The sequence below is a fragment of the Enterovibrio sp. FF113 genome, from assembly GCF_041439165.1.
GTDB lineage: Bacteria > Pseudomonadota > Gammaproteobacteria > Enterobacterales > Vibrionaceae > Enterovibrio > Enterovibrio norvegicus_A.
The window spans coordinates 178,066-200,462 of record NZ_JBGONO010000007.1; the positions used below are offsets into that span (position 1 = coordinate 178,066).

Sequence of the window (22,397 nt, forward strand, 5' to 3'; positions counted from 1 at the left end):
GACTGAGCGCTTAACCTGTTTTCTTTTTCAAATCTTTAAGGTGGTCTTCTGCAGTCAGAAAATCAAATTGGCCTATCGCCTCTTGCAAACGCTGGAATTCCTCAAGCTGGTTGCACCATTGCGGCAAGGCTTTCGCCAAAACAGTCACCTTATCCTGCACCTCAATATCAAACTCTTGCAAGCTAACCTGCAACGCATTGAGCTGCTCAACAAGATAAGCATCAAGCGGTTTGATTTCTTCGTCAACTTGCGGCTCAGGCGTTTCTTCCGCGCTAGCGGCTATTTCATCAAACTTTTCAATGGCAGCGATAATCATCGATTTCAGCACGAGCACTTCACTTTCTGACACTGGCTCGCCCGCGTTGTATTTGTCTTCCAACGCAGAGGCGACATCGGCCATTTCATCCGCGCCTATGTTGCTGCCGGCACCTTTACACGAGTGCGCCAAAATGCCTTTCTCGCTGTTGTCATCCGACGTCAGCAATTGCTCGACAGAACTCACCTGAGAATTGAGGAAAAGCGACAGGATTTTGAGATATTTTGCTTTGTTGCCCCCCAAGCGTTTAACGCCGTCAGCAAGATTGATACCAGGGACATTATCCACCATCAGGTCGAACATGGTTTCGGTGTATTCCATTGTTGCTCTCCTTCGGTTTTTTCCTGCCTCATCACCTTGTTGTTGCGGTTGCGATGTGAGTACGATTTCTGGCTCTGGTTCAGGTTTTGATTCTGGTACTAATTCCGTTTCTTTTTGCGTATCAGCTTGCACCTCAGCCTTAACTTCTGGCTCTGGCTCTGGCTCTGGCTCTGGCGCATGAGACAACGTTTTAGCCATTAACACTGCCTCACTATCAGCTTGGCGCTTTTCATCCAAAGAAGCCGCTTGGGATGTTGTGACCGATGGAGAAATCTCGGTTTCTGATGTGACAGATTCGATTGGAGGTGCCGCAGGATCACCTTTGGTTAGCCAATGAATTAAGCGATCTTTCAAGAGTTCAAAATTGATGGGTTTCGCGATGTGCTCATTCATGCCCGCTTCCCGACAGGCCGCCACATCATGGGCATCCGTATTTGCCGTCATGGCTAAAATCGGTAGCGCTGTCATCCCCATTTCTCGACGGATAATCTTTGTGGCTGTCACGCCATCTATCACGGGCATCTGCATGTCCATTAACACTAAATCGACGGCATGTTCTTTCAGTATTTGAATCGCCTCATCACCATTATTTGCCACCAATACATTGATGGGTAAACACTCCATGGCACCAATAGCGACTTCTTGATTGATCAAGTTGTCTTCAACCAGCAGCACCATGCGATCGCGTATCACCAACTCCCACTCAGGAATATCTTCAAGCTCTAACTCTGAGTCGCGATCATAAGCACTATGCCTGATTGGGGCGACAGAGTGGCGCTCATCGGTAATCGCACGAAGCAATGCAGAAGGAAGTGTCGGCAGGGCTAGCCATTTAAACGTAAAGGATGGGCGAGTTTCCGGCACATCCAAGCAGTGATCGGGGCCAGAAAGCAGCAATACCGATGGCGATGTCTTTAAGCCACTCAGAACAGAGGTCAATAACGACGTCATTTCTGCACTAATACCTGCCCAATCGACGACAATGTTTGCGTAATTCCCTCTTTCTATTCCTTTTTGACACTCTTCTAATTCAGCAAGATTACGACATTGACTGACGTTTGCTCCGGCATAAACGAGTGGGTCACAAATGTTGCCTTGCAGGGTCGTATTGGTTGCTATCACCAACACACTTTTTGTCGTTAATGCGCGCGACCATGCACCACCCAATCGCGTATTTCCCCTCACGCCAGACTGACAAGGCAGCGTGAAAGAAAGCATCGTTCCTTCACCAAGCCGACTCTCCACTTGAATATTGCCGCCCATCAGCGCCACCAACTCTTTCGCCAACGACAAACCGAGCCCTTTCCCCCCCTTGGAGCGAGACGTCGATGAATCGGCTTGAGAAAATGGCTGAAACAACAGATCGAGATCTTTTCGCTTAATACCGATCCCAGTGTCATTGACCGCAAATCGGATCTTCACATCGTCTTCGCGACGCGACTCCAAGGAAACAGAGATCGTGACCTCGCCTTCGTCAGTAAATTTGATCGCATTATCGCCGAGCGCCATCAATACCTGCGTCATGCGAACGGTATCCGCATCGATCACCTTTGGAATGTTCATGTCGACATTGACACATAACAAGAGGCCTTTTTCATCAGCGCGCTCACCCAATGTCTTAGTTACCGGTGAAAGAATGGTTTCAACATTACACTCCACCCATTCAATTTCGAGGTTGCCCGCTTTTACATTGGTAAAATCTAGGGTGGCATTGACCGCTTCCAATAAAGAATGCGCAGAGGTGACAACACGCCGTATATAACGCTGCTGCTTGGAGTCTAAGCCGCTATCTAGGGCAAGTTGAGACATACCCAAAATCGCGTTGAGCGGTGTTCTAAATTCATGAGACATGTTGGAAAGAAAATCGCGCTTAGCCTGATGCGATACCTGCGCAGATTTTTTTGCGATTTGTAGTTCCTTTTCTTTTTGCATTAACGCTTGTCGTTGTTCTCGCAACTCTTCTTGCGCGCGCTTATTCATGGCGCTGTTAAAGATTAACGCACCAGCGAGAGCAAGAAGAAGGATAACCAGCAATGTGATGATACTCGTTGCATCAGCCACAACGCTTTGATCAACCGGAGGAAGGCTCGTCCCCGACAAATATCCATGCTCTTCCTTGCCCAATACAGACAAAGGAAAAGACAATGTAAACACACCAAACAATTTTACTAGTTGGGTCATAGTCACCGCAGAGTGCTGTCTCAAACAGCACATTTCCATTATGTCGAATTGCAATCCGCCCGCGTCGAAATCAAAACGGGCACCTACCTTTGGGGCCGAAAAACATCATTCGCATGCTGCCAATAAACCAACAAGGCTTTCGTTGGTACATCAAGCATCTCGTTTTGACGCTAAATGCATGTCTCAAATTAAATTAATGCGACTCATAGTTGGAACATTATTAAGAGTAGACCTAGGATTGAATTAGTGAAAAGTGAATCAGGATCCCGTTGATGGAGTCACCGGAAAGCAAACAGAAAAAACGCGCAACCATCCTGGTCGTTGACGATACGCCCGAGAATCTCGTGTTCGTCAGTGAAATGCTGAAAGACAGTTATGAAGTAAAAGCAGCAACGAACGGCCAAACTGCGCTAGCTATCGTAGAGAAGTTTTCTATCGATCTCATTCTGCTGGATGTCGTTATGCCTGGCATGGATGGCTATGAAGTGTGTCGCCAAATTAAAGCGAAAAAGAGTGCATGCGACATACCCGTGATTTTTCTCACCTCAAAATCAAAAGCTGAAGACCAAGAATTTGGCTTTACCGTTGGTGCTGCGGACTACATTAAAAAGCCATTAAGTCCGCCCATCACGATGGCTCGCATCAAGATCCACCTAGAAAACAAAGCATCCCAAGATTTTCTACACGATCAAAATGAATACCTTGAAGCCGAAGTTCAACGTCGGGTGAAAGAGCTCAGTGTCATTCAAGATGTCACCATCAATGCATTGGCAAGTCTTGCTGAAACCCGCGATCAGGAAACGGGTAATCACATCGTACGTACACAATACTATGTGAAGATTTTGGCCGACCAGCTCTATTTGCGAGGCAAATACCCGGAGCTTGTGACTGCAGAATACATCACCATGGTGTTTAAAACCGCGCCGCTGCATGACATTGGCAAGGTAGGGATCCCTGACGCTATCTTGCTCAAGCCGGGCAAACTCACAGCAGAAGAATTCGAGATAATGAAAACCCACGCCAAGCTGGGTTATGACGCCATCGTAAAAGCGGAAAAAGAAGTGGACGCGCATTATCCGTTCTTGAGTGCCGCAAAAGAAATTTCTTATGGGCACCACGAGAAATGGGATGGTTCGGGCTATCCGCAAGGTCTGATCGGAGAAGACATTCCGCTCAGTGCGCGACTCATGGCTGTTGCCGATGTATTTGATGCGTTGGTGAGTAAACGCGTTTACAAATCAGCCATGTCGCACGATGAAGCGTTTGAAATCATTCGTGAAGGCAAAGGGACCCATTTTGATCCCATGCTGGTCGATTTGATGTTTGATATGAAAAACGATTTTATTAAAATTGCAGACACCTACAAAGACTAACCAACCGCCAACCAAACACCGACAGCCATCATTAATGTACCTGCAATACGGTTCATCAGCCGCACATTCCCACTTTTTTGTAGGAAATGGCGTAACGTGCGCCCACCACTCGCATACAACATCAAACAGCTAAACTCTGTCATCAAGATTATGCCGATCAGTACCGCTAGCTGAGGAGGAAGTGCAGCTTGAGGGTTAATAAATGGTGGCAGCAAGGACACCATAAATGCCCAGCCTTTAGGGTTGGCAATAGCAGTCACAAACCCTTGCGTTGCCAACGATAGTGGAGAGGTATTTCCATTCACTGATAAGTCATCTGGAATGGCCATTTTTCCGCGAGATAGCCACATCTGAATGCCCAGATAAAACAAGTAGGCACCACCAACGTACTTGAGCACCATGAACAAGCTCGGATAATTGAGCATGATCGCAGCGACACCGACCACTGACGCCAAAGAGACCAGCCCAACGCCAATCAGCTCACCCCACATCATATGCAGACTTTTTCTTACGCCAATACTCATGCCGAGCGTCATGGCAAAAGTCATACACATTCCAGGGGTCACTGAAACAAAGAAAAAGGTGGGAATAAACACCGCCAACATGGCGATATCAACAGCAGATGTCACGTTATCTCCAGACAAAAGCAAACTAAAAGTCGCTTAGTAGAAACTGTGCAGGGTCATTTCGTCAAGTGTAATTAATGAGACAAAAAAAGCCTCCCAAAAGAGGCTTTAAACTCATCAAAATTTATCCGTATACCAATTCAGGCAGCCATGTCGCGAGCGTTGGCCAATAGGCAAGCAAGCCCAGCATTAGAAGCTGAATGAAAATGAATGGTATAACGCCACGATAAATATCAGACGTTGATATGGAATCAGGCGCAACACCTCTCAGGTAGAACAACGAGAAACCAAACGGCGGGGTGAGAAATGACGTCTGCAGATTCAAGGCAATCATGATACCCAGCCACACAGGGTCAACACCCATGGTCAGCAGAATCGGCGCTACAATCGGAACAACCACAAAAGTGATCTCGATAAAATCGAGGAAGAAGCCCAATAAGAACAACACCAACATCACCAGTGCCATCGCGCCAAATACGCCACCAGGCAGACTTGTCAGAAAGTCTCTCACAATGTCATCGCCACCAAAACCACGAAATACCAAAGCAAAGAGTGACGCACCAATGAGGATCAAGAACACCATCGCCGTCACTTCAGTGGTGCTACGCAGCACATGACGAAGTATTGACAGATTAAACATGCCCTTGCTCATTGCCAAAATGATTGCACCCACAGAGCCGACAGACGCGGCTTCTGTCGGCGTTGCTACGCCGCCTAAGATTGAACCCAACACCAGAACAATCAACATCACAGGTGGGAACAATACGGTCAACACCTGCATCCAAAGCTCTTTGCTCACTTTGCGCTCTTCCGCTGGGATCGGCGGCACACGCTCAGGTTGCGTAATGGCAACGAAAATGAGGTAAAGAATGTACATACCCACCAGCATGAAGCCTGGGATCAACGCGCCCAAGAACAAATCACCAACAGTGACGCTGTCTGGCGAAAAAATCCCTTGGTCTAGTTGCGCTTGTTGATACGCAGAGGAAATGACATCCCCCAGCAATACCAAGACAATTGACGGTGGAATGATTTGTCCCAGCGTTCCCGAGGCGCAAATAATGCCCGTTGACAGCTTGGGGCAATAACCGCGCTTCATCATCGATGGCAATGAGAGCAAACCCATGGTGACCACGGTTGCGCCCACAATGCCGGTACTGGCGGCAAGCAGCATCCCAACGATCGTCACGGAAATACCTAACCCCCCCGCCAAGCCTCCAAACACTTGTCCCATGGTGTCCAGTAAGTCTTCGGCAATACGAGATTTCTCTAGCATGACCCCCATAAAAACGAACAACGGAATCGCAACAAGCAACTCATTGGCCAAGGTGCCTTGAATACGGTTGGGTATCGCTTCTAAAAAAGCAGGATCAAACGTACCCGTGACTGTCCCAATAAACGCGAACAAGAGCGCAGAACCGCCAAGCGTAAACGCGACGGGATAACCCACAAGGAGGACGCCAAAGGTAAACAGAAAAAGAAATAAAGCGAGGAATTCACTCATAACGCGTGCTCCTCGTCGTGGTCTTCGAGTTGTTTAGCAATGTCTTGATGCCCAGTAATCGTGAGTACTGATTTAAGGGCTTCAGCAATACCTTGTAAAATCATCAAAGCAGGCATCAATAAAATACTGGTTTTAAAAAGGTATTTGGCATCAACGCCACCCGCTTCTTGCGAGCCTTCCATGACGTGCCATGAGGCCGCTACGTAATCCCATGCGATATAGAAAATGAACGCGCATGTCGGAAGTAATAAGAACAAAAAGCCAAGCAGGTCGACCCAGGCTTTTTTCTGTTCAGACGCGGGGCGATAAAAAATATCAACGCGAACATGGGCGCCTTTTAACAGCGCGTAAGCAGCGCCAAGCATGATGACGTAGTTGTGAAAATAAAGGACGGATTCTTGCAGAAAAACAGATCCCGAGTTAAACAAATAGCGCATAACGACGACCACAAAGGTAATCAGCACAATGGCTAACACGAACCAAGAAACAAAACGTCCTGTCCAGTCACTAAAACGATTAATGCCCTTAATAAGGGCAATAAGACGAGGAGAGGCGGTATCCATACTACTACTCTAACTTCAGCCTTTTGGGCTTAATGGAAAAGAAAAAGAGGCTGCCATAGACAGCCTCTTAAAGGTTATTGCGGATTACGGGCATTCAACATAGCTTGCTCAGAAATAGCATGCCAATCAATCGCTTGGTCACGGAATGATTTGTAAGAGTTGTACACTTTCTTACTCACTTCATCCACTTCAGCTTGCTCGGCAACCACTTGATCCGCCAACACTTGCAGTTCACTCAGCACTTCCGCTGGGTAAGGACGAAGCTCGACTTTGTGCTCACCAATCAGGCTTTCCAATGCAGCGTTGTTACGGGCAGTGAACTCAGCCAACATGTCAGCATTCGCTACGCGCGTCGCCGCGAGAACGATAGATTGAAGATCTTTAGGTAGCTTATTAAACGCTTCTTTGTTGATCAGCGCTTCTAGCGTTGTACCTGGCTCATGCCAACCTGGGTAGTAGTAGTATTTTGCGGCTTTGTGCAGACCAAAGGCCAGATCATTGTATGGGCCAACCCACTCAGTCGCATCAATCGCGCCAGATTGCAGTGACGGGAATATCTCACCACCGGGCAGCAATACTGGTGTACCACCCGCACGTTTCAATACTTCACCGCCAAGGCCTGGAATACGCATTTTTAGACCTTCTAGATCGCCAATGGTATTAATTTCCTTGTTAAACCACCCCCCCATTTGCACACCGGTGTTACCCGCAGGCATAGGGATGATACCGAAAGGTTCATAGGCTTCAGCCCAAAGCTCAAGACCACCACCGTTGTAGATCCAACCGTTCATTTCTTGTGCTGTCAGACCAAAAGGAACCGCTGCAAAGAACTGACCTGCAGGCGCTTTGCCTTTCCAGTAGTAACCTGCACCGTGACCCAGTTCTGCTGTGCCGCGAGATACCGCATCAAACACATCCAGTGCGCCAACAAGTTCCCCTGCACCGTATACTTTCACGTCCAAACGCCCATCACTCATCTCGGTGATTAGCTCAGCAAGGTTATTTGCACCTGTACCTAGCCCTGGGAAGTTTTTCGGCCAAGTCGTTACCATTTTCCAACTAATTTTTTCTTGTGCTGCTGGCTGAGCCTGCGCACTTGCTTCCTGCTTTTCTTCACCACAACCAGATAGCAGCACACTCAGTGCGACTGCTGTTGCGGCAAGAAACGAACGACGTTTATACATGAGAGTTATCTCCTTGCTTGGGAAAGGCGAAAGGTTTAGCAGTACTGAAGGTTTACATCTAAAAGTAGGCACTGCCTTACTAACACGATACTCATCAATCACACCGATGAGTTAATGGTTTGTTGCGATAACTTTACCTATTATCGCAACCAGCAAGTAGTAAAAGGGCAAGGTTGTTTGAAGTTGGTCAAACAATGATCACTAGAAATATAAACATATGATAGATAACGCGCTCTGTGAGCGACCAATGACGTGCTACGCCGCGTCAACCTTATCCCTGCGCGTTGTGTTTACATTTTTTTGGTAGAGACGAAAATGCCTTCCCACAGGAAGGCATGTCATCGTGTTTTTTGTCGAAACAAAAAACGTTTTCGCGTTAACTTAACGCATCTTTAAATGTCACCATATATCGGCAAATCAACGCATCAATGACCCCCAAAGTCACCTTGAAGACCCAAGCCATTGGAAACGCAATATCCTGAAAACGATGCTGCAAACAATGACGTTCCACAACCCGATTTTTCCGATGGCGATAATGCCCTCAATGCAAGGCGAGCGAGAACATATCAACGGTTTTGAAGCATGTTGCATGCGGAAGAGTCGAGTAGGATCGTATTTATTAAGCGAATAGAATTAACGAAAGACCGTAGTGTAAATCGACATTAGAAACGTGCATTAGTGCAAAAACCAATCAGTTGTTTCACGAACAACAGAAATTTAATTACAAACCGTTCAGGTTTGGGTATTGCTATAGAGCCCTTCCCCGTAAGCATCCTGCCTTGCTGAGATTTCTTAAAACACAGTCTTTGTGCTTCCCTTAAATAAACGTATAGACGTCTAGCCGTAAAAATACCTATTGACTTGTCGTTCGACTATAAATAGCATCAAATTCCAGAGTGAGGAATAAAAGCAACGATTATCACTACATTTTAACGATTATTTAACACAATTTTGTCCAGGATGGATTATGATCGAAATTAGTCAGGTTAATAAAGAATTCAAGCAGGGCGTGAAAACAATTCATGCTTTGCGTGATATTGACCTTCACATTCCACAGGGCAGAATTTTTGGGGTTATCGGCGCATCTGGCGCAGGTAAAAGCACCTTGATTCGTATTGTTAACTTGTTGGAACGCCCAACAAGCGGAAGTGTGAGCGTCGATGGTGTTGAACTCACCCGCCTTTCAGCGTCAGAACTGACGCGAGAACGCCAAAAGATCGGCATGATCTTCCAGCACTTTAATTTGCTCTCTTCCCGCACTGTATTTGATAACGTGGCGTTGCCACTCGAATTAGCTGGCAAAGAACAGGCACATGTCCAAAAGAAAGTGACCGAGCTACTCGAACTGGTCGGCCTTGAAGACAAGCACGATACTTATCCTGCGAATCTGAGTGGCGGTCAAAAGCAACGCGTGGCGATTGCGCGCGCACTCGCCAGTGACCCAAAAGTCCTACTATGCGACGAGGCCACCAGCGCCTTGGACCCTGCCACCACCCATTCAATTTTGAATCTGCTGCAAACGATTAATCAAAAGTTAGGTTTAACTATCTTGCTGATCACCCATGAAATGGATGTGGTAAAGCGCATCTGTCATGAAGTGGCAATTATTGGTGACGGAAAATTGGTAGAAAAAGGCACGGTCGGCGATATTTTCGCCCATCCAAAAACCGAGCTTGCCCGCGACTTTATTCGCGCCACCCTAAACCTGTCGATTCCTCAAGATTACGCAGCGCGTCTGCAAGTTGAACACACAGGCTCACTGCCGCCCTTGGTGCGTCTTGAATTTACTGGCACCAGCGTGGATGCCCCATTAGTGAGCCAAGTTTCGCGCAAATTCAATATCGATGTGAGCATCCTAAGTGCAGACATGGATTACGCAGGCGGCGTGAAATTCGGCCTCATGCTGGCAGAGTTTTTCGGTGATGCACCAGATGTCACACGCGCATTGGAATACTTAAAAGAACACAACGTCAACATCGAGGTGCTTGGTTATGTCGCTTAATATTGCTGCTATTTCTGGCTGGTTCGCGGAAAACGAACGACTTGTAGGCTTATTGATTGATGCACTCGGCCAAACCCTCACCATGGTGTTTGTCTCTGGTTTCATCGGCTTTGTGTTTGGTATTCCTTTAGGTGTCTTGCTTCATCTGTCCAAACCACGTGGGTTGCTGGAAAACAAGCTACTTAATCGCAGCTTAGGGGCCATAGTGAACATTGGTCGCTCTATTCCCTTCATCATATTACTGGTTGCCATCATTCCGTTTACTCGCCTTGTGGTGGGTAGCTCGATAGGTACAGCCGCAGCCATCGTGCCTTTGATTGTTGGCGCTATTCCTTTCATTGCCCGTCTTGTGGAAGGTGCACTGATTGAAGTGCCTTCAGGTCTTGTTGAGGCGGCGCAAGCAATGGGTGCCACACCGCTGCAAATCATCCGTAAGGTTTTGTTACCAGAAGCCCTGCCTGGCATCGTGAACAGCGTAACGATCACCTTGGTCACGCTGGTGAGCTATTCCGCGATGGCGGGAGCCGTTGGCGGCGGTGGCCTGGGCGATGTCGGCATTCGCTACGGATACCAACGCTTTGATGGCACCGTCATGATGATCACCATTGTCATGCTCGTCATACTGGTGCAAATGATTCAATCGGCCGGTGATTACTTCGTAAAACGGGTCGACCACAGATAAATATAGAAAATCAAAAATAATGGAAATTTAAGCTCATAGGAGATGCGCAAATGACTTTCAATCTTAAAAAAATCGCCACCGCTTTAGGTTTAGCGTCAGCACTAGTACTCACTGGCTGTGGTGAAGAAAAAGCGGTCGATCTGACCAAAGTGAAAATCGGTGTGATGGCGGGTGCAGAAGAGCAAGTTGCCGAAATCGCAGCAAAAGTGGCAAAAGAAAAATATGACTTAGACGTGGAGCTGGTGACGTTTACGGATTACGTTTCGCCGAATGCAGCACTGGAAGAAGGCGCCATTGATGCCAATGCTTTCCAGCACAAGCCATACTTGGACCAGCAGATCAGCGACCGTGGTTACAAATTCACTATTGCAGGTAACACCTTGGTTTACCCAATTGCGGGTTACTCAAACACAGTGACGTCTGTTGAGCAAATCCAAGATGGCGCACAGATCGCGGTACCTAACGACCCAACAAACCTAGGCCGTTCTTTGATTCTTCTTGAAGAGCAAGGCTTGCTGACGTTGAAAGAGGGCGTAGGCCTTCAAGCAACGGTACTGGATATCGTAGGCAACCCAAAGAACTTGGATATTGTTGAGCTAGAAGCGGCGCAACTTCCACGCTCACTGGACGATGTGACCCTCGCAATCATCAACAGCACGTATGCAGCGACTATTGGTCTTTCACAAGAAAAAGACGGTGTCTTTGTTGAAGATAAAGAGTCTCCGTACGTGAACCTGATTGTGGCTCGCACTGACAATGTTCAAGCGCAGAACGTTCAGCAATTCGTTCAGGCTTACCAATCTGATGCGGTATTCAGTGCTGCAATGGACATCTTTGACGGTGGCGCAGTGAAAGGCTGGTAATCACTTACCTTTCATTTCGAACTAAAGCCTGTGCTCGTCACAGGCTTTTTCTTTTCTGTGTTACTGGTAACCATTCTCTCGCCGTGGTATCAACACTCAATCGCAGCATAACGACTGCCAACCCATCTCTTGTTAACTGAGCGAATATGGATATTCTCGCAACCTTTGGCCTATTTGTCGGCTCACTGATCTCAAATACTCTCGCCTCTCTCGCTGGCGGCGGCGCAGGCTTACTTCAACTTCCCCTGTTGTTATTCCTTGGTCTGACATTTTCTATCGCGCTTGCGACCCACAAAGTGGCGTCTGTTGCCCTTGGTTTGGGTGCAGCACTGAAACACTGGAGAAGCGGTAACCTCGACCCCGCACTCACGCTTTATGTGGTTTTAGCGGGTGCTGCGGGCGTGATAACAGGTGCGAATCTTATCTTGTTTGTACCCGGTCCTTTGGCAGAAGCACTGCTGGGAGCGCTGATCATTGCGCTCGGCCTCTATTCCCGAATGCGAAAAAGCTTGGGGCAAGATGCAGAGCCAAAGCATCGTGACACCTTGGGCTTGGTGATAGGCTGCATCGGGTTAAGTGTGATTGGCATACTCAATGGCTCTTTAACAGCGGGGACAGGGCTTTTCGTGACGCTGTTTTTGGTACGATGGTTCGGTTTAGATTACAAACAGGCCGTTGCGCTTACATTGGTCAGCGTCGGTATCTTTTGGAATGGATTAGGGGCGATAACACTTGCTGTCGCCGGCGCCAATATTTACTGGCCTTGGATACCCGCACTACTGCTTGGGTCGTTACTCGGCGGTTACTTGGGCGCTTACATGGCTGACAAGTACAGCAATCAGCTGATAAAAGTCGCCTTTGAGTGGCTCACGTTCGCTATCGGACTAAAACTGCTTTGGGGCGCATGGTAAGGAACATCATGGACAAAATGAATATCGATATTTACTACTGCCGTCAATGCAACTGGATGTTGCGATCGTCCTGGATGGCGCAAGAACTGCTTTCTACCTTTAGTGAGGAAATTGGCAGCCTTACACTTCACCCTGATACCGGCGGACGTTTTGAAGTCCACTGCAATGGGGTGATCATTTGGGAGCGCAAACGCGATGGTGGCTTTCCCGAAGCCAAGGTGCTGAAACAACGCGTCCGCGATGTGTTCGATCCTGATCGTGATTTGGGACATAACGACCGCTAAGGCTTTTCCAACCCAACGCGCAGTGATCTCAACACATAGCCTAGTCCGACAACATCCCGTACATGACGATACTGTTGTAACTCACGACACCCAAGACTTCGCCATTATCGATCACTGGCGCTCGGCTAATACCAAAACGCTCAAACAGTCGAGCGCAATACTTTACGTTCATGTTTGCCGACACACCCAATGCGGGCTTGGTCATGATCTCATAAATATTAACGCGTTCAGGCGAGCGATTTTGTGACAGTACCTTTTTGGCGATGTCATTCATCAGCACCAAACCGTATTCGTCATTTTCATCACGCTTATCTACCACAAGTGCTTTGATATGCTTATCTCGTGCAATGCGAATTGCCTCAGCAACGGTAATTAATCCGTCTACTACGGCAAAATCATCTTTCATGACGTCACCAACGCGTTTCGTTACTTTCATAATTCATCCCCAATCACGCTACTCAATTCTTGCACTTGATGTGCCACACCGACCGCATCTTCGATATCTAACTGTACGGCAATCCCTTTTCCAGACGTCGCATCAAACTCGCCGACTTGATTAATGGTCTCCAAAATACTGCGAGCGAGGTGCTCTTCCACCACAAAAAGCAGTACGTCACGCTGCACATCAAGGGTCAAACCAAAAAAGGTTTTCTGCTTGGTGAGCCCTTCACCTCGCGCATTGTTAATGACGGTCGCACCCGTCGCTCCTGCCTTTCTTGCGGCATCAAGCACCGCATCGGTTTTTGAATCTTCAATGAAAGCGACAATCAGTTTGAATCGCATTATGGTTCCCTCGTTTCTTTTTGAGCCGATCCGCGTTTTGCTGACCACTCGGTTAACTGTGCATATCCCATGACGGTGATCATTGGGAATAAGCTGGCAAAGGCAATCAAACCAAAACCATCAATTAATGGGCTTCTCCCTGGAACCGTGGAGGCAAGGCCAAGGCCTAGTGCAGTCACTAACGGCACCGTTACCGTAGATGTTGTTACCCCGCCTGAGTCATATGCTAGCGGGACAATAAATTTGGGCGCATAAAAGGTTTGAATAACCACCAATACGTAGCCAGCAATAATGTAGTAATGGATAGGATCGCCGGCGACAATACGATAACAACCCAACGAGATACCGAACGATACCCCAAGCGCCACTGAAAATCGCAACCCGTTTACACTGATCGCCCCCCCCGACACCTGCGCCGCCTTTATTGCCACAGCGATCAAGGAAGGTTCTGCCACTGTGGTGCTAAAGCCTATGGCCGCAGCAAAAATGTACACCCAATAGTAATGCTGCCAATCCACCACAGCGGGCATGACCGCGCCTTCACCGTATAGAAATTCCGGTGCAGTGAGCTGAATTGCCATCGACTCGCCAAGTGGGAACAAGGCCATTTCTAGCCCCATCAAAAACAAAGACAGCCCTAAAATAACGTAGGCGAAACCGAAAATGATTTTCTTTAGGTTCACCACAGGTTTGCGTAAAACCGCAAACTGAAAGCCAAAAATGATACAGACGATAGGAAATACGTCTCTGACCGTCGAAAGTAAGGTGTCGAAAAAGGTTGGGATAAGGGAAAGGAATAGGGTCATACCGCCACCATCCCGTAAACCATGACGAATATCATCGGGGATAGGGAGGCAAAGGCAATCAAACCAAAGCCATCAATCATCGGGTTGCGCCCTTTAATCACAGTGGCTAAACCAACGCCTAATGCGGTCACAAGCGGCACGGTAATGGTGGATGTGGTCACTCCGCCTGAATCGTAGGCGATGCCAATAATATAGCGCGGTGCAACCATGGTCATCGCCACCACCAGCATGTAGCCACCAATGATAATACGGTGGATAGGCCAGCCTTTGAGTATGCGCAACACACCCAGCATAATGGCAAAGCCAACCGAAAAGGCGACCGTGAGCCTAAGGCCATTAGCATAGGAAGACTGCGCTTCTTCGGTGAGAGGGATCATCCCCCCTTCAGCAGCCACTTCTGCGGCCTCTGCTGCGACAGCAGTGAGTGCAGGTTCGGCAATCGTGGTACCAAAACCCAGCAGAAACGCGAACACCATTAGCCAAAATACACTGCCTTTTTTCGCCAGCGCGTGAGCCATGGATTCACCGATGGGGAACAAGCCCATCTCCAAACCAAAAACAAAGAACGTTAGCCCCATCACGACGAGAACTAGGCCGATAACAATTGAAATCCAGTCTGGCAACGGCTGCTGCAAGACAACGACCTGAAAAAAACCAATGACCAAGATGATAGGCAGCAAATCTTTAAAACTTCCTAACATCGCGGTGAGCAATGCAGTAAATCCCTTCACACTCATTCCATTTGAATATACTCAGGTCACTAGCACTTCCCGAGTACGAACGGCAAACCAATAATAAAGACGATAAGACAATATACTCAAACAACCTCAAGATGCTTGAGTATATGCTGTCTTTATAACCCTGAGCCACTGTACAGGTATTTGCCATCCCACAATGTCTATAGGGTGATAAAGGTAACAAGGTTTTCTTTAAAATCGGTATCGTGGTCATTTCTGTATTTGGCGAGATAGTGATCATTCAACCGATTGAATGCATACTAATCTTATCGCTCATCGAAAGGATTATTCCCATGCACATTCTTGTCACTGGGGGAACGGGCTTAATTGGTCGTGCGCTCATCGCTCAACTGGAACATCATCAGGTCACTGTTCTTACCCGCTCACCAGAGATGGCCAAGAAAAAGTTACCCAGCAGAGTTCACCTGATTAAAGAGTTGGATGCGCTATCAGACTTCAATGGCATTGACGCGGTCATTAATCTGGCAGGCGAACCTATTGTTGACAAACGATGGACGGAACAACAAAAAGGCATTATTTGCACCAGTCGTTGGGGGATCACTGAAAAACTGGTGAATCATATCCTTGCGGCTGAAACGCCTCCTCATACCTTTATCAGTGGCTCTGCCGTTGGCTATTATGGCGATCAAGGCGATAAGATTGTCGATGAATCACTGAAGGTTGATGCGACTGATTTTGCTCACTCAGTTTGTGCAAACTGGGAAAAAATCGCGATGAAAGCCGATTCAGACCATACCCGCGTTTGCCTCCTGCGCACGGGGATTGTGCTGAGCAAAGAAGGCGGCGCTCTCAAGAAAATGTTATTGCCCTATCAATTCGGACTGGGCGGACCCATTGGTGATGGCAGCCAGTATTTTCCGTGGATCCACATTAATGACATGGTATCGGGCATTATCTTTCTGCTTGAGCATGCAGAAGCACGCGGGCCCTTTAACCTCACAGCCCCGCATCCCGTCACCAATAAAGCCTTCAGCAAAACACTGGCAGCAACGCTGAAACGACCTCATCTGCTTTTCACGCCAAAAGTGGCGATATCATTGATGCTGGGCGAGGCAGGTCAACTGCTTTTAGAAGGGCAACGCGCGGTGCCACGAGCGCTAGAAAATCTCGGGTTTGGTTTCGAGTATCCTGATTTGCCGCCGGCATTGGACGATCTGTTGAGTTAGCAACCTGCTACGTGAGCCACCAATCAGCCTAATCATAAATACAGCAAGACCGCGAATTTTCAAAAGAAACAAAAGAGAGAAAAAGAAAGGCACGTTTTCACGTGCCTTTTTGGTTTTCGTATTTTCAACACATTATTGTCTAAGCGGCTGTAGCAACCCTCTTATCATCCATGCGACGGTTAAGAAAACCAATCCAACCGCAAGCGTGGGCAAGCTAAGCCAAACTTCTGGGTGTAAGCGAACAGGCAATTCGACGCCCCACTTCAACAGCGCTGCCATCGCCAATTCTGCCCCCCCCACCGCCATGCAACCCGAAACAAAGGCCATGATGCCGTATTCCGCCCACAAGGTAGTATTGATACGCTTCTTACTCGCGCCCAAGGTACGATACAGCATGATTTCACGTTGTCGTTCTGACAAGGTAATGCGCAGCAAGGTCAGCAACAGCAATAAACCACTCACCACCGCCAAGCCAGCCAGTACCGACAACGACAAACTGATTTGCTTCAAAATCACTTGGATTCTGCCACTCATGGTGCGCAAATCGAGCAAGGTTATGGTGGGGTAATCACGGCCTAACTGATTGAGAACATCGCTTTGCTCTTGCTCCAAACGAAAACTTATCAGCCAGTTCGCTGGCAGTGTCTCCACGAGCGCAGGGTCAAAGATGAAGTAGAAATTTGGCTTCATGTTTCGCCATTCCACATCGCGAATTGAGTTCACGGTGGCAGTAAACTCCTGACTACTGACGCTAAAAGTTAGCTCGTCGCCCAAACGTAAACCAAGACGTTCAGCAATGCCGCTTTCGACAGATACACCGCCTTCACTTGGCCAAGTACCTTGCAATACCTCATTGTGGCTCGGCAATGTGTCTCGCCATGTGAAGTTCAGCTCGCGACGTAACGCTTCATCACGTTCCTCGCGATTAGGCTCAAGATCCGCATAGTTGTCGCCGTTTTTACCTATCAATCTGCCGCGAATAATCGGGTACGCTTCCGATCGTTCAATGTTGTTTTCATCAACACGAGACAGGTAATCATCCAACTCTTGTTTAGCGATGTTCAGGGCAAACACATTGGGTGCATCAACAGGCAAGGTCTGCTGCCAATCTTCTAACAGGTCCGTTCTTAGCAGCCAGATAATCGACAGCAGCATGAAGGAGGTTGCCAATGCACCCAGTTGTGCACCGCTCGAAGCAGGATTACGGGTAATCCGGCTCAAGGCCAGTTTGAATGCAGGTCGTTTTACGCGTTTTTGTGCAAAGCGAAGCACCATAACGCCAAGCCCTGCCAGCAGGCTAAGCATAAGCACCAGTGCCGCCAACACCAGCCACAGCAAGCGATTGTCGTAGGACCAAGCAATCAGCGCTAAGATTGGCACAGAGGCAAGCGCCCAGCTCCAGGGATTCTTTCTTGCTCGCACTTTGCTTTGTTCTTGCAGCACACTCATTGCGGGGGCTTCAATTAAACGGATCAGCGGAATACCCAGCGCAGGTAATGCCACCAGCAAAGCCACTAATGGGCCTAAGATCCACGGCAACATGCCATAACTTGGCAGTGGCGAGGGCAACACATCAGCCAAAGGCAGGCGCAGTAAGTATTCCAGCGCTGCGCCAATGCCCAAGCCCAGCACGGTCGCCATGACCATCAACATCAGCAACTGCCTTGCTAGCCAGCGACGAACCCAACTTCGTTGTGCCCCAAGGCTTTTGACCATGGCTAATGTTTGGGTGCGACTGTCCGCGTAATGTTGGCAAGTCAGCAACAAGGTCGCCGCTGCCATGATGATGACCAACACGACGGTTAACGACAAATACCCGCGACTGCGCTCAAGCATGTCACCGGTGCGATCCCCGTCGTTTTCGTCAATCCAACGCTGACCGTCAGTGAGGGTGTATCCAGATTTTACAGCGGCTAATTCATTGTCGCTGCCACGAAAGAAATAACGGTAGCTGACTCGACTGCCAGGGCGCACAACACCGGCGGCTTCAACATCGCTTTGGTGCATCAATGCCGCTGGCATTTGGCTAAACGGATTGAAAGATAACTCAGGCTCTGAAACGATCATCCCGGACACCGTGAGGGTTAAATCTCCCACATCAACCTGATCCCCGCGTTTCACGTCCAGCAGTGAGAAAAGGCGCTCTTCCAGCCACAACTCGCCCGGCTGAACCTTGTCATGCATCTCGGCGTCACTTTGTAGCTCCAACGCCCCACGTAGCGGATAGTTGCTCTCAACCGCCTTCACGGTGATGAGTTGCATGTTGTTGTCACTGAATGCCATGGTGCCAAAGCGCGTTTGATCTGAGCCTTCCGCGCCGGAAGCGTCAAGTGCAGTCAGTACCTCTGGTGCCAAAGGCTGGTTACTGCGAAGCACCAAATCCGCCGCCAGCATCGAGCGGCCTTGCTGGGTTAAAACAGACTCAATACGCCCCGCCAATGCCGACAGCGCAAAGACACAAGCAATAATAAGTGCAAGCGCCGCAACAACAGGCCAAAGCTGACCATGAAACAATTCACGCCACGCCCAGCGCCAAACCAAATTCTTCCTCATGCCGCCCCCACCATTTCACCCGCATTAAGATGCAAGGTTCGGTGGCAACGATCAGCCAAAGCAGGATCGTGAGTCACCAAGATCAGTGTTGTTCCGTGGTCGCGATTGAGAGAGAAAAGCAGGTCAATCACGGTTGCTGCGGTGTGCTGGTCAAGGTTGCCTGTCGGTTCGTCCGCAAACAGCACACGAGGCTTGGTCATAAACGCTCGTGCAATGGCTACGCGCTGTTGCTCACCGCCAGAAAGCTGCGAAGGCAAATGGGTTTCACGGCCATTGAGCCCAACTGAGGCAAGCAATTCCATGGCGCGTTCTTCGTCTTCATCCTCACCGCGAATCGTGCAAGGAAGCAGTACGTTTTCCAGGGCAGTCAAAGAAGGCACAAGCAGGAAGCTTTGGAAAACAAACCCGATAGATTCAGCCCGCAGTGCAGCACGCTGATCGTCATCAAGCTGGCTAAGAGGCTTGCCCAATAATTCGATTTCTCCGGTACTTGGTGTATCCAATCCGGCAAGCAGTGTCATTAGTGTTGACTTGCCTGCACCAGAAACGCCCACCAAAGCAATACTTTCCCCTTGCTCGACCTGAAGCGAAACATCCTGCAATATGGTCAGAGACTGCGTATTCGTTGTTACTTTTTTTGAAACATTTTTCGCCCTGATCACTGGAGTTGTCATGATTCGCATCCTTTCTTTTTGTCTTTTAATTCTGAGTCAAAGCGCTGCGGCGCAGACGCTGCTTGTATTGGGTGACAGCCTAAGTGCTGGATACCAGATGCCCATTGAAAAAAGTTGGCCAAGCCTCTTAGAGCCTAACGTTGTTTCCGCTAGCCCTATCGAACGCGTCATTAATGCCAGTATTTCGGGTGATACCAGTGGCAATGGCCTCCACCGTTTACCCGCCTTACTTGAACAGCATTCTCCCGATTGGGTATTCATAGAGTTAGGCGCAAATGACGGGCTGCGAGGCTTTCCACCCAAGCAAGTACGCAACAACCTCGCCAAATTGATCACCCTCAGTCAGGAAAGTGGCGCAAATGTCGCTATCATGCAGATCCAGATCCCACCAAACTATGGTCAACGATACAGCAAGGCCTTTGCTGATATCTATCTGACATTGAGTAAAGAAATGCAAATCCCACTTATTCCGTTTTTTATGGAGAAGGTGGTATTGACCGAAGGATGGATGATGTCTGACGGCCTCCACCCCAACGAAATTGCTCAACCTTGGATTGCCGAATTTATGACCGAACAACTTCTCCCTCATCTGAACAAACAAGGATAGTAAAAACAATGACAAGTACCGTTTTGATAACTGGATGTTCAACGGGAATTGGTTACGCTTGCGCCCACGCATTGGCAAAGAAGGGCTTTGATGTCATTGCGTCATGTCGAAAAAAAGAAGATGTGGCAAGACTAAATGCCGAAGGACTGAATTGCATTCAGCTCGATTTAGCGGACACAGACAGCATTCTTGCTGCGGTTGAAGAAGTCAGAACACACACGGGCGGAAAGCTATATGGTTTATTTAACAATGGCGCTTACGGCCAACCCGGTGCATTAGAAGACCTCCCCACCGATGCACTTCGGAAACAATTTGAAACCAATTTCTTTGGGTGGCACACGCTTACTCAAGCCGTTATCCCGATGATGATGGCAAATGGCAAAGGCCGTATCGTGCAAAACAGCTCTGTGCTGGGTTTTATTGCGCTGAAGTTTCGCGGCGCATACAACGCCAGCAAATTTGCGGTGGAAGGCTGGACTGACACACTGAGACTGGAACTAAAAGGCACCCCCATTCAAATCAGTTTGATTGAACCGGGTCCGATCGATAGTCGCTTTCGCGCCAACGCGCTTGATGCCTTTCTTCAGGCTATCAATCTCAATACCAGCCGCTTTAAAAAAGATTATCTCGCCCAACAATCACGCCTCGAAAGTGAGCATTCCACCAACAAATATACTTTGCCATCAGAAGCGATCATTGCACCTTTGTTACACGCACTAACCGCGCCAAACGCAAAAATCCGTTACCGTGTGACAAAACCGACCCACTATATGGCGATATGTAAAAGACTGCTCCCCGCAAGCGTGCTTGACCGTCTGTTGGCGAAAGGAGGCTAAAGGCGGTAACTGTCGATTGGTTCCCAAAAACTGCTGAAAAACAATCTTATCAAGTTCATATTTTTGTCATAAATGATCGGTAGGCTTAACCCTGTACCGTGAAACACCTGCCCCACCCTTCAACTTCAACGTGATGTGAGTCGGATCAGGCCGTAAACGGGGACGAAAACAAAAACAATAATTCCCCTCAAGGAGCCGGACTATGTCCTTAAGCCAATTGAACTGGCTCTGTTTGAGTGTAACGCTGGCTATTTTGCTTGTGTTCTAAGTCAGCGTTTCATATCGACAAACGCCAAGAGGAAGGCCACTGATTATCAGTGGCCTTTTTCATTTCTCGCCAGTGATAGCCATGAAAACTCTCATCTTTGCCATCAAGCACTAATTTCATGCGCTAATGCCTTGAATTTTCGGTGCTCTCCCCCCACCTTTACAGCATTACTCCTTTAATCAGGCGATAACATGCAACCTAATTACATTGTTGAACTTACCGAGCAAAACTTTCAGCAAGTGCTGGAAAACTCAGTAACAACACCCGTCCTGATCCACTTTTGGGCTCAGATGAGTCCTGAAAGTACGGAAATCATTCCTGCAATCGAAAAACTGGCACATGAATACGCAGGGGCGTTCACACTGGCATTGCTCGATTGTGAGCAGCAACAAATGTTGGCGCAACAGTTTGGCGTGCGCGCTTTACCAACCATTGCCCTGTTCAGCAATGGGCAACCTGTCGATGGTATTGCGGGCCCACAAACCGAAGACACTATTCGTGAAATGCTGACGCGTCATCTGCCTAGCCAAGATGAAATGGCATTCAAGCAAGCACTGGCACAAATTGCCGAAGGTAACCACGCAGAAGCACTGCTGCAATTGAAGGCACTAGAAGCCACGCTGAGTGAGGCGGGAGCCTATAAATTGGCGTTGGCGGAATGTTATGTCGAAACACAGCAATATGATGCGGCAGACGCGATTCTTGCGACCGTATTAATGCAAGATCAGGATGCGCAATACAAGGCGCTCGTTGCCAAAGTTGAACTGCACAAGCAAGCTGCTGACACACCGGAAATTCGCGAGCTTGAGAAAGCATATGAAGCAGACCCAAGCAATGCTGAAGTCGCCTATGAACTCGCTGTTCAGTACAGCCAAGTTAGCCGACAAGAAGAAGCGCTGGAGATCTTGATTGGTCTACTACGTAAAGATCTGAACTGTGCCAACGGCGACGCGAAAAAGACCATGATGGATCTTCTCGCTGCACTGGGGCAAGGCAATGAGATAGCAAGCCGTTATCGTCGCCAGCTCTACTCACTGCTCTACTAATTGACACACCACTGAAATAAATCATCATTGCCTCATTATTATATAGCCCCTTATCTATAGGGGTTATTCCTCTTTAAAATCATCACTGCC

21 protein-coding genes are annotated in these 22,397 nt (G+C 48.4%); 10 read left to right on the forward strand and 11 right to left on the reverse strand.

The window, feature by feature from the left end; translation table 11 throughout:
- Positions 1–10 precede the first annotated feature (10 nt).
- The gene (locus ACED36_RS07740) at positions 11–2,818 is read right to left on the reverse strand and encodes an ATP-binding protein (protein ID WP_371733043.1); all 2,808 of its coding nucleotides are present in this window, start codon (positions 2,816–2,818) and stop codon (positions 11–13) included.
- A 272-nt stretch (positions 2,819–3,090) separates the two neighbouring features.
- Here ACED36_RS07740 and ACED36_RS07745 point away from each other — a divergent pair, with 272 nt between their 5' ends.
- On the forward strand, positions 3,091–4,191 hold the full coding sequence (locus ACED36_RS07745) for a two-component system response regulator (protein WP_017004719.1): 1,101 nt from the start codon (positions 3,091–3,093) through the stop codon (positions 4,189–4,191).
- Here ACED36_RS07745 and ACED36_RS07750 read toward each other — a convergent pair.
- The 4 genes from ACED36_RS07750 to ACED36_RS07765 form a co-directional block, all read right to left on the reverse strand.
- A complete protein-coding gene (locus tag ACED36_RS07750) occupies positions 4,188–4,796 on the reverse strand; it encodes a LysE family translocator (protein WP_198928386.1) in 609 nt (202 codons plus the stop codon). The two genes, ACED36_RS07745 and ACED36_RS07750, sit on opposite strands and share 4 nt — an antisense overlap.
- A 145-nt stretch (positions 4,797–4,941) precedes the next feature.
- On the reverse strand, positions 4,942–6,321 hold the full coding sequence (locus tag ACED36_RS07755; RefSeq protein ID WP_017005504.1) for a TRAP transporter large permease subunit: 1,380 nt from the start codon (positions 6,319–6,321) through the stop codon (positions 4,942–4,944).
- Entirely contained in the window at positions 6,318–6,884 is a 567-nt protein-coding gene (locus tag ACED36_RS07760; protein ID WP_371733044.1) for a TRAP transporter small permease subunit, read from the reverse strand. Before ACED36_RS07760 ends, ACED36_RS07755 begins: the two co-directional genes overlap by 4 nt.
- Before the next feature lie 74 nt (positions 6,885–6,958).
- Positions 6,959–8,068 carry a TRAP transporter substrate-binding protein gene (locus ACED36_RS07765; RefSeq protein WP_371733045.1) on the reverse strand — a complete coding sequence of 370 codons (1,110 nt, stop codon included), beginning with the start codon at positions 8,066–8,068 and terminating at the stop codon, positions 6,959–6,961.
- Positions 8,069–9,035: 967 nt separating this feature from the next.
- On the opposite strand from ACED36_RS07765, the gene metN reads away from it, so the two are divergent.
- The 5 genes from metN to ACED36_RS07790 all read left to right on the forward strand — a co-directional run bounded on the left by metN (position 9,036) and on the right by ACED36_RS07790 (position 12,810).
- A complete protein-coding gene (gene metN, locus ACED36_RS07770; protein ID WP_016959343.1) occupies positions 9,036–10,070 on the forward strand; it encodes a methionine ABC transporter ATP-binding protein MetN in 1,035 nt (344 codons plus the stop codon).
- A complete protein-coding gene (locus tag ACED36_RS07775; RefSeq protein WP_016959342.1) occupies positions 10,060–10,752 on the forward strand; it encodes a methionine ABC transporter permease in 693 nt (230 codons plus the stop codon). Before metN ends, ACED36_RS07775 begins: the two co-directional genes overlap by 11 nt.
- A gap of 50 nt (positions 10,753–10,802) precedes the next feature.
- The gene (locus ACED36_RS07780; RefSeq protein WP_371733046.1) at positions 10,803–11,615 is read left to right on the forward strand and encodes a MetQ/NlpA family lipoprotein; all 813 of its coding nucleotides are present in this window, start codon (positions 10,803–10,805) and stop codon (positions 11,613–11,615) included.
- Positions 11,616–11,761: 146 nt separating this feature from the next.
- Positions 11,762–12,526, forward strand: coding sequence for a sulfite exporter TauE/SafE family protein (locus ACED36_RS07785; RefSeq protein ID WP_371733047.1), 765 nt, complete (start codon positions 11,762–11,764; stop codon positions 12,524–12,526).
- Positions 12,527–12,534: 8 nt separating this feature from the next.
- Positions 12,535–12,810, forward strand: coding sequence for a SelT/SelW/SelH family protein (locus ACED36_RS07790; protein ID WP_371733048.1), 276 nt, complete (start codon positions 12,535–12,537; stop codon positions 12,808–12,810).
- A gap of 40 nt (positions 12,811–12,850) precedes the next feature.
- Here the strand turns inward: ACED36_RS07790 and ACED36_RS07795 are convergent, their stop codons facing one another.
- The 4 genes from ACED36_RS07795 to ACED36_RS07810 are packed head-to-tail and all read right to left on the reverse strand — an operon-like array spanning position 12,851 to position 15,130.
- The gene (locus ACED36_RS07795; protein ID WP_016959338.1) at positions 12,851–13,246 is read right to left on the reverse strand and encodes a CBS domain-containing protein; all 396 of its coding nucleotides are present in this window, start codon (positions 13,244–13,246) and stop codon (positions 12,851–12,853) included.
- Positions 13,243–13,593: a P-II family nitrogen regulator gene (locus ACED36_RS07800; protein WP_016959337.1), complete on the reverse strand. Its 351-nt coding sequence runs from the start codon at positions 13,591–13,593 to the stop codon at positions 13,243–13,245. The genes ACED36_RS07795 and ACED36_RS07800 overlap by 4 nt, the downstream gene beginning before the upstream one ends.
- Positions 13,593–14,399, reverse strand: a complete 807-nt coding sequence (locus ACED36_RS07805) for a DUF1538 domain-containing protein (protein ID WP_016959336.1) — start codon at positions 14,397–14,399, stop codon at positions 13,593–13,595. Before ACED36_RS07805 ends, ACED36_RS07800 begins: the two co-directional genes overlap by 1 nt.
- Positions 14,396–15,130, reverse strand: coding sequence for a DUF1538 domain-containing protein (locus ACED36_RS07810; protein WP_016959335.1), 735 nt, complete (start codon positions 15,128–15,130; stop codon positions 14,396–14,398). Before ACED36_RS07810 ends, ACED36_RS07805 begins: the two co-directional genes overlap by 4 nt.
- Before the next feature lie 299 nt (positions 15,131–15,429).
- Here ACED36_RS07810 and ACED36_RS07815 point away from each other — a divergent pair, with 299 nt between their 5' ends.
- The gene (locus tag ACED36_RS07815) at positions 15,430–16,323 is read left to right on the forward strand and encodes a TIGR01777 family oxidoreductase (RefSeq protein ID WP_016959334.1); all 894 of its coding nucleotides are present in this window, start codon (positions 15,430–15,432) and stop codon (positions 16,321–16,323) included.
- A gap of 132 nt (positions 16,324–16,455) precedes the next feature.
- Here ACED36_RS07815 and ACED36_RS07820 read toward each other — a convergent pair whose 3' ends face one another.
- Together ACED36_RS07820 and ACED36_RS07825 are read right to left on the reverse strand one after the other, a co-directional pair.
- Positions 16,456–18,876 (reverse strand): ABC transporter permease, encoded by a 2,421-nt coding sequence (locus ACED36_RS07820; RefSeq protein WP_016959333.1) that lies wholly within the window; start codon positions 18,874–18,876, stop codon positions 16,456–16,458.
- On the reverse strand, positions 18,873–19,550 hold the full coding sequence (locus tag ACED36_RS07825) for an ABC transporter ATP-binding protein (protein WP_016959332.1): 678 nt from the start codon (positions 19,548–19,550) through the stop codon (positions 18,873–18,875). The genes ACED36_RS07820 and ACED36_RS07825 overlap by 4 nt, the downstream gene beginning before the upstream one ends.
- On the opposite strand from ACED36_RS07825, the gene ACED36_RS07830 reads away from it, so the two are divergent.
- The 3 genes from ACED36_RS07830 (at position 19,549) to ACED36_RS07840 (ending at position 22,307) form a co-directional block, all read left to right on the forward strand.
- Positions 19,549–20,157, forward strand: a complete 609-nt coding sequence (locus tag ACED36_RS07830; RefSeq protein WP_016959331.1) for an arylesterase — start codon at positions 19,549–19,551, stop codon at positions 20,155–20,157. The genes ACED36_RS07825 and ACED36_RS07830 overlap by 2 nt on opposite strands.
- A gap of 8 nt (positions 20,158–20,165) precedes the next feature.
- Positions 20,166–20,993 carry an SDR family oxidoreductase gene (locus ACED36_RS07835; protein WP_017004714.1) on the forward strand — a complete coding sequence of 276 codons (828 nt, stop codon included), beginning with the start codon at positions 20,166–20,168 and terminating at the stop codon, positions 20,991–20,993.
- 459 nt (positions 20,994–21,452) lie between these two features.
- Positions 21,453–22,307, forward strand: a complete 855-nt coding sequence (locus ACED36_RS07840) for a co-chaperone YbbN (RefSeq protein WP_371733049.1) — start codon at positions 21,453–21,455, stop codon at positions 22,305–22,307.
- Positions 22,308–22,397: the final 90 nt, after the last annotated feature.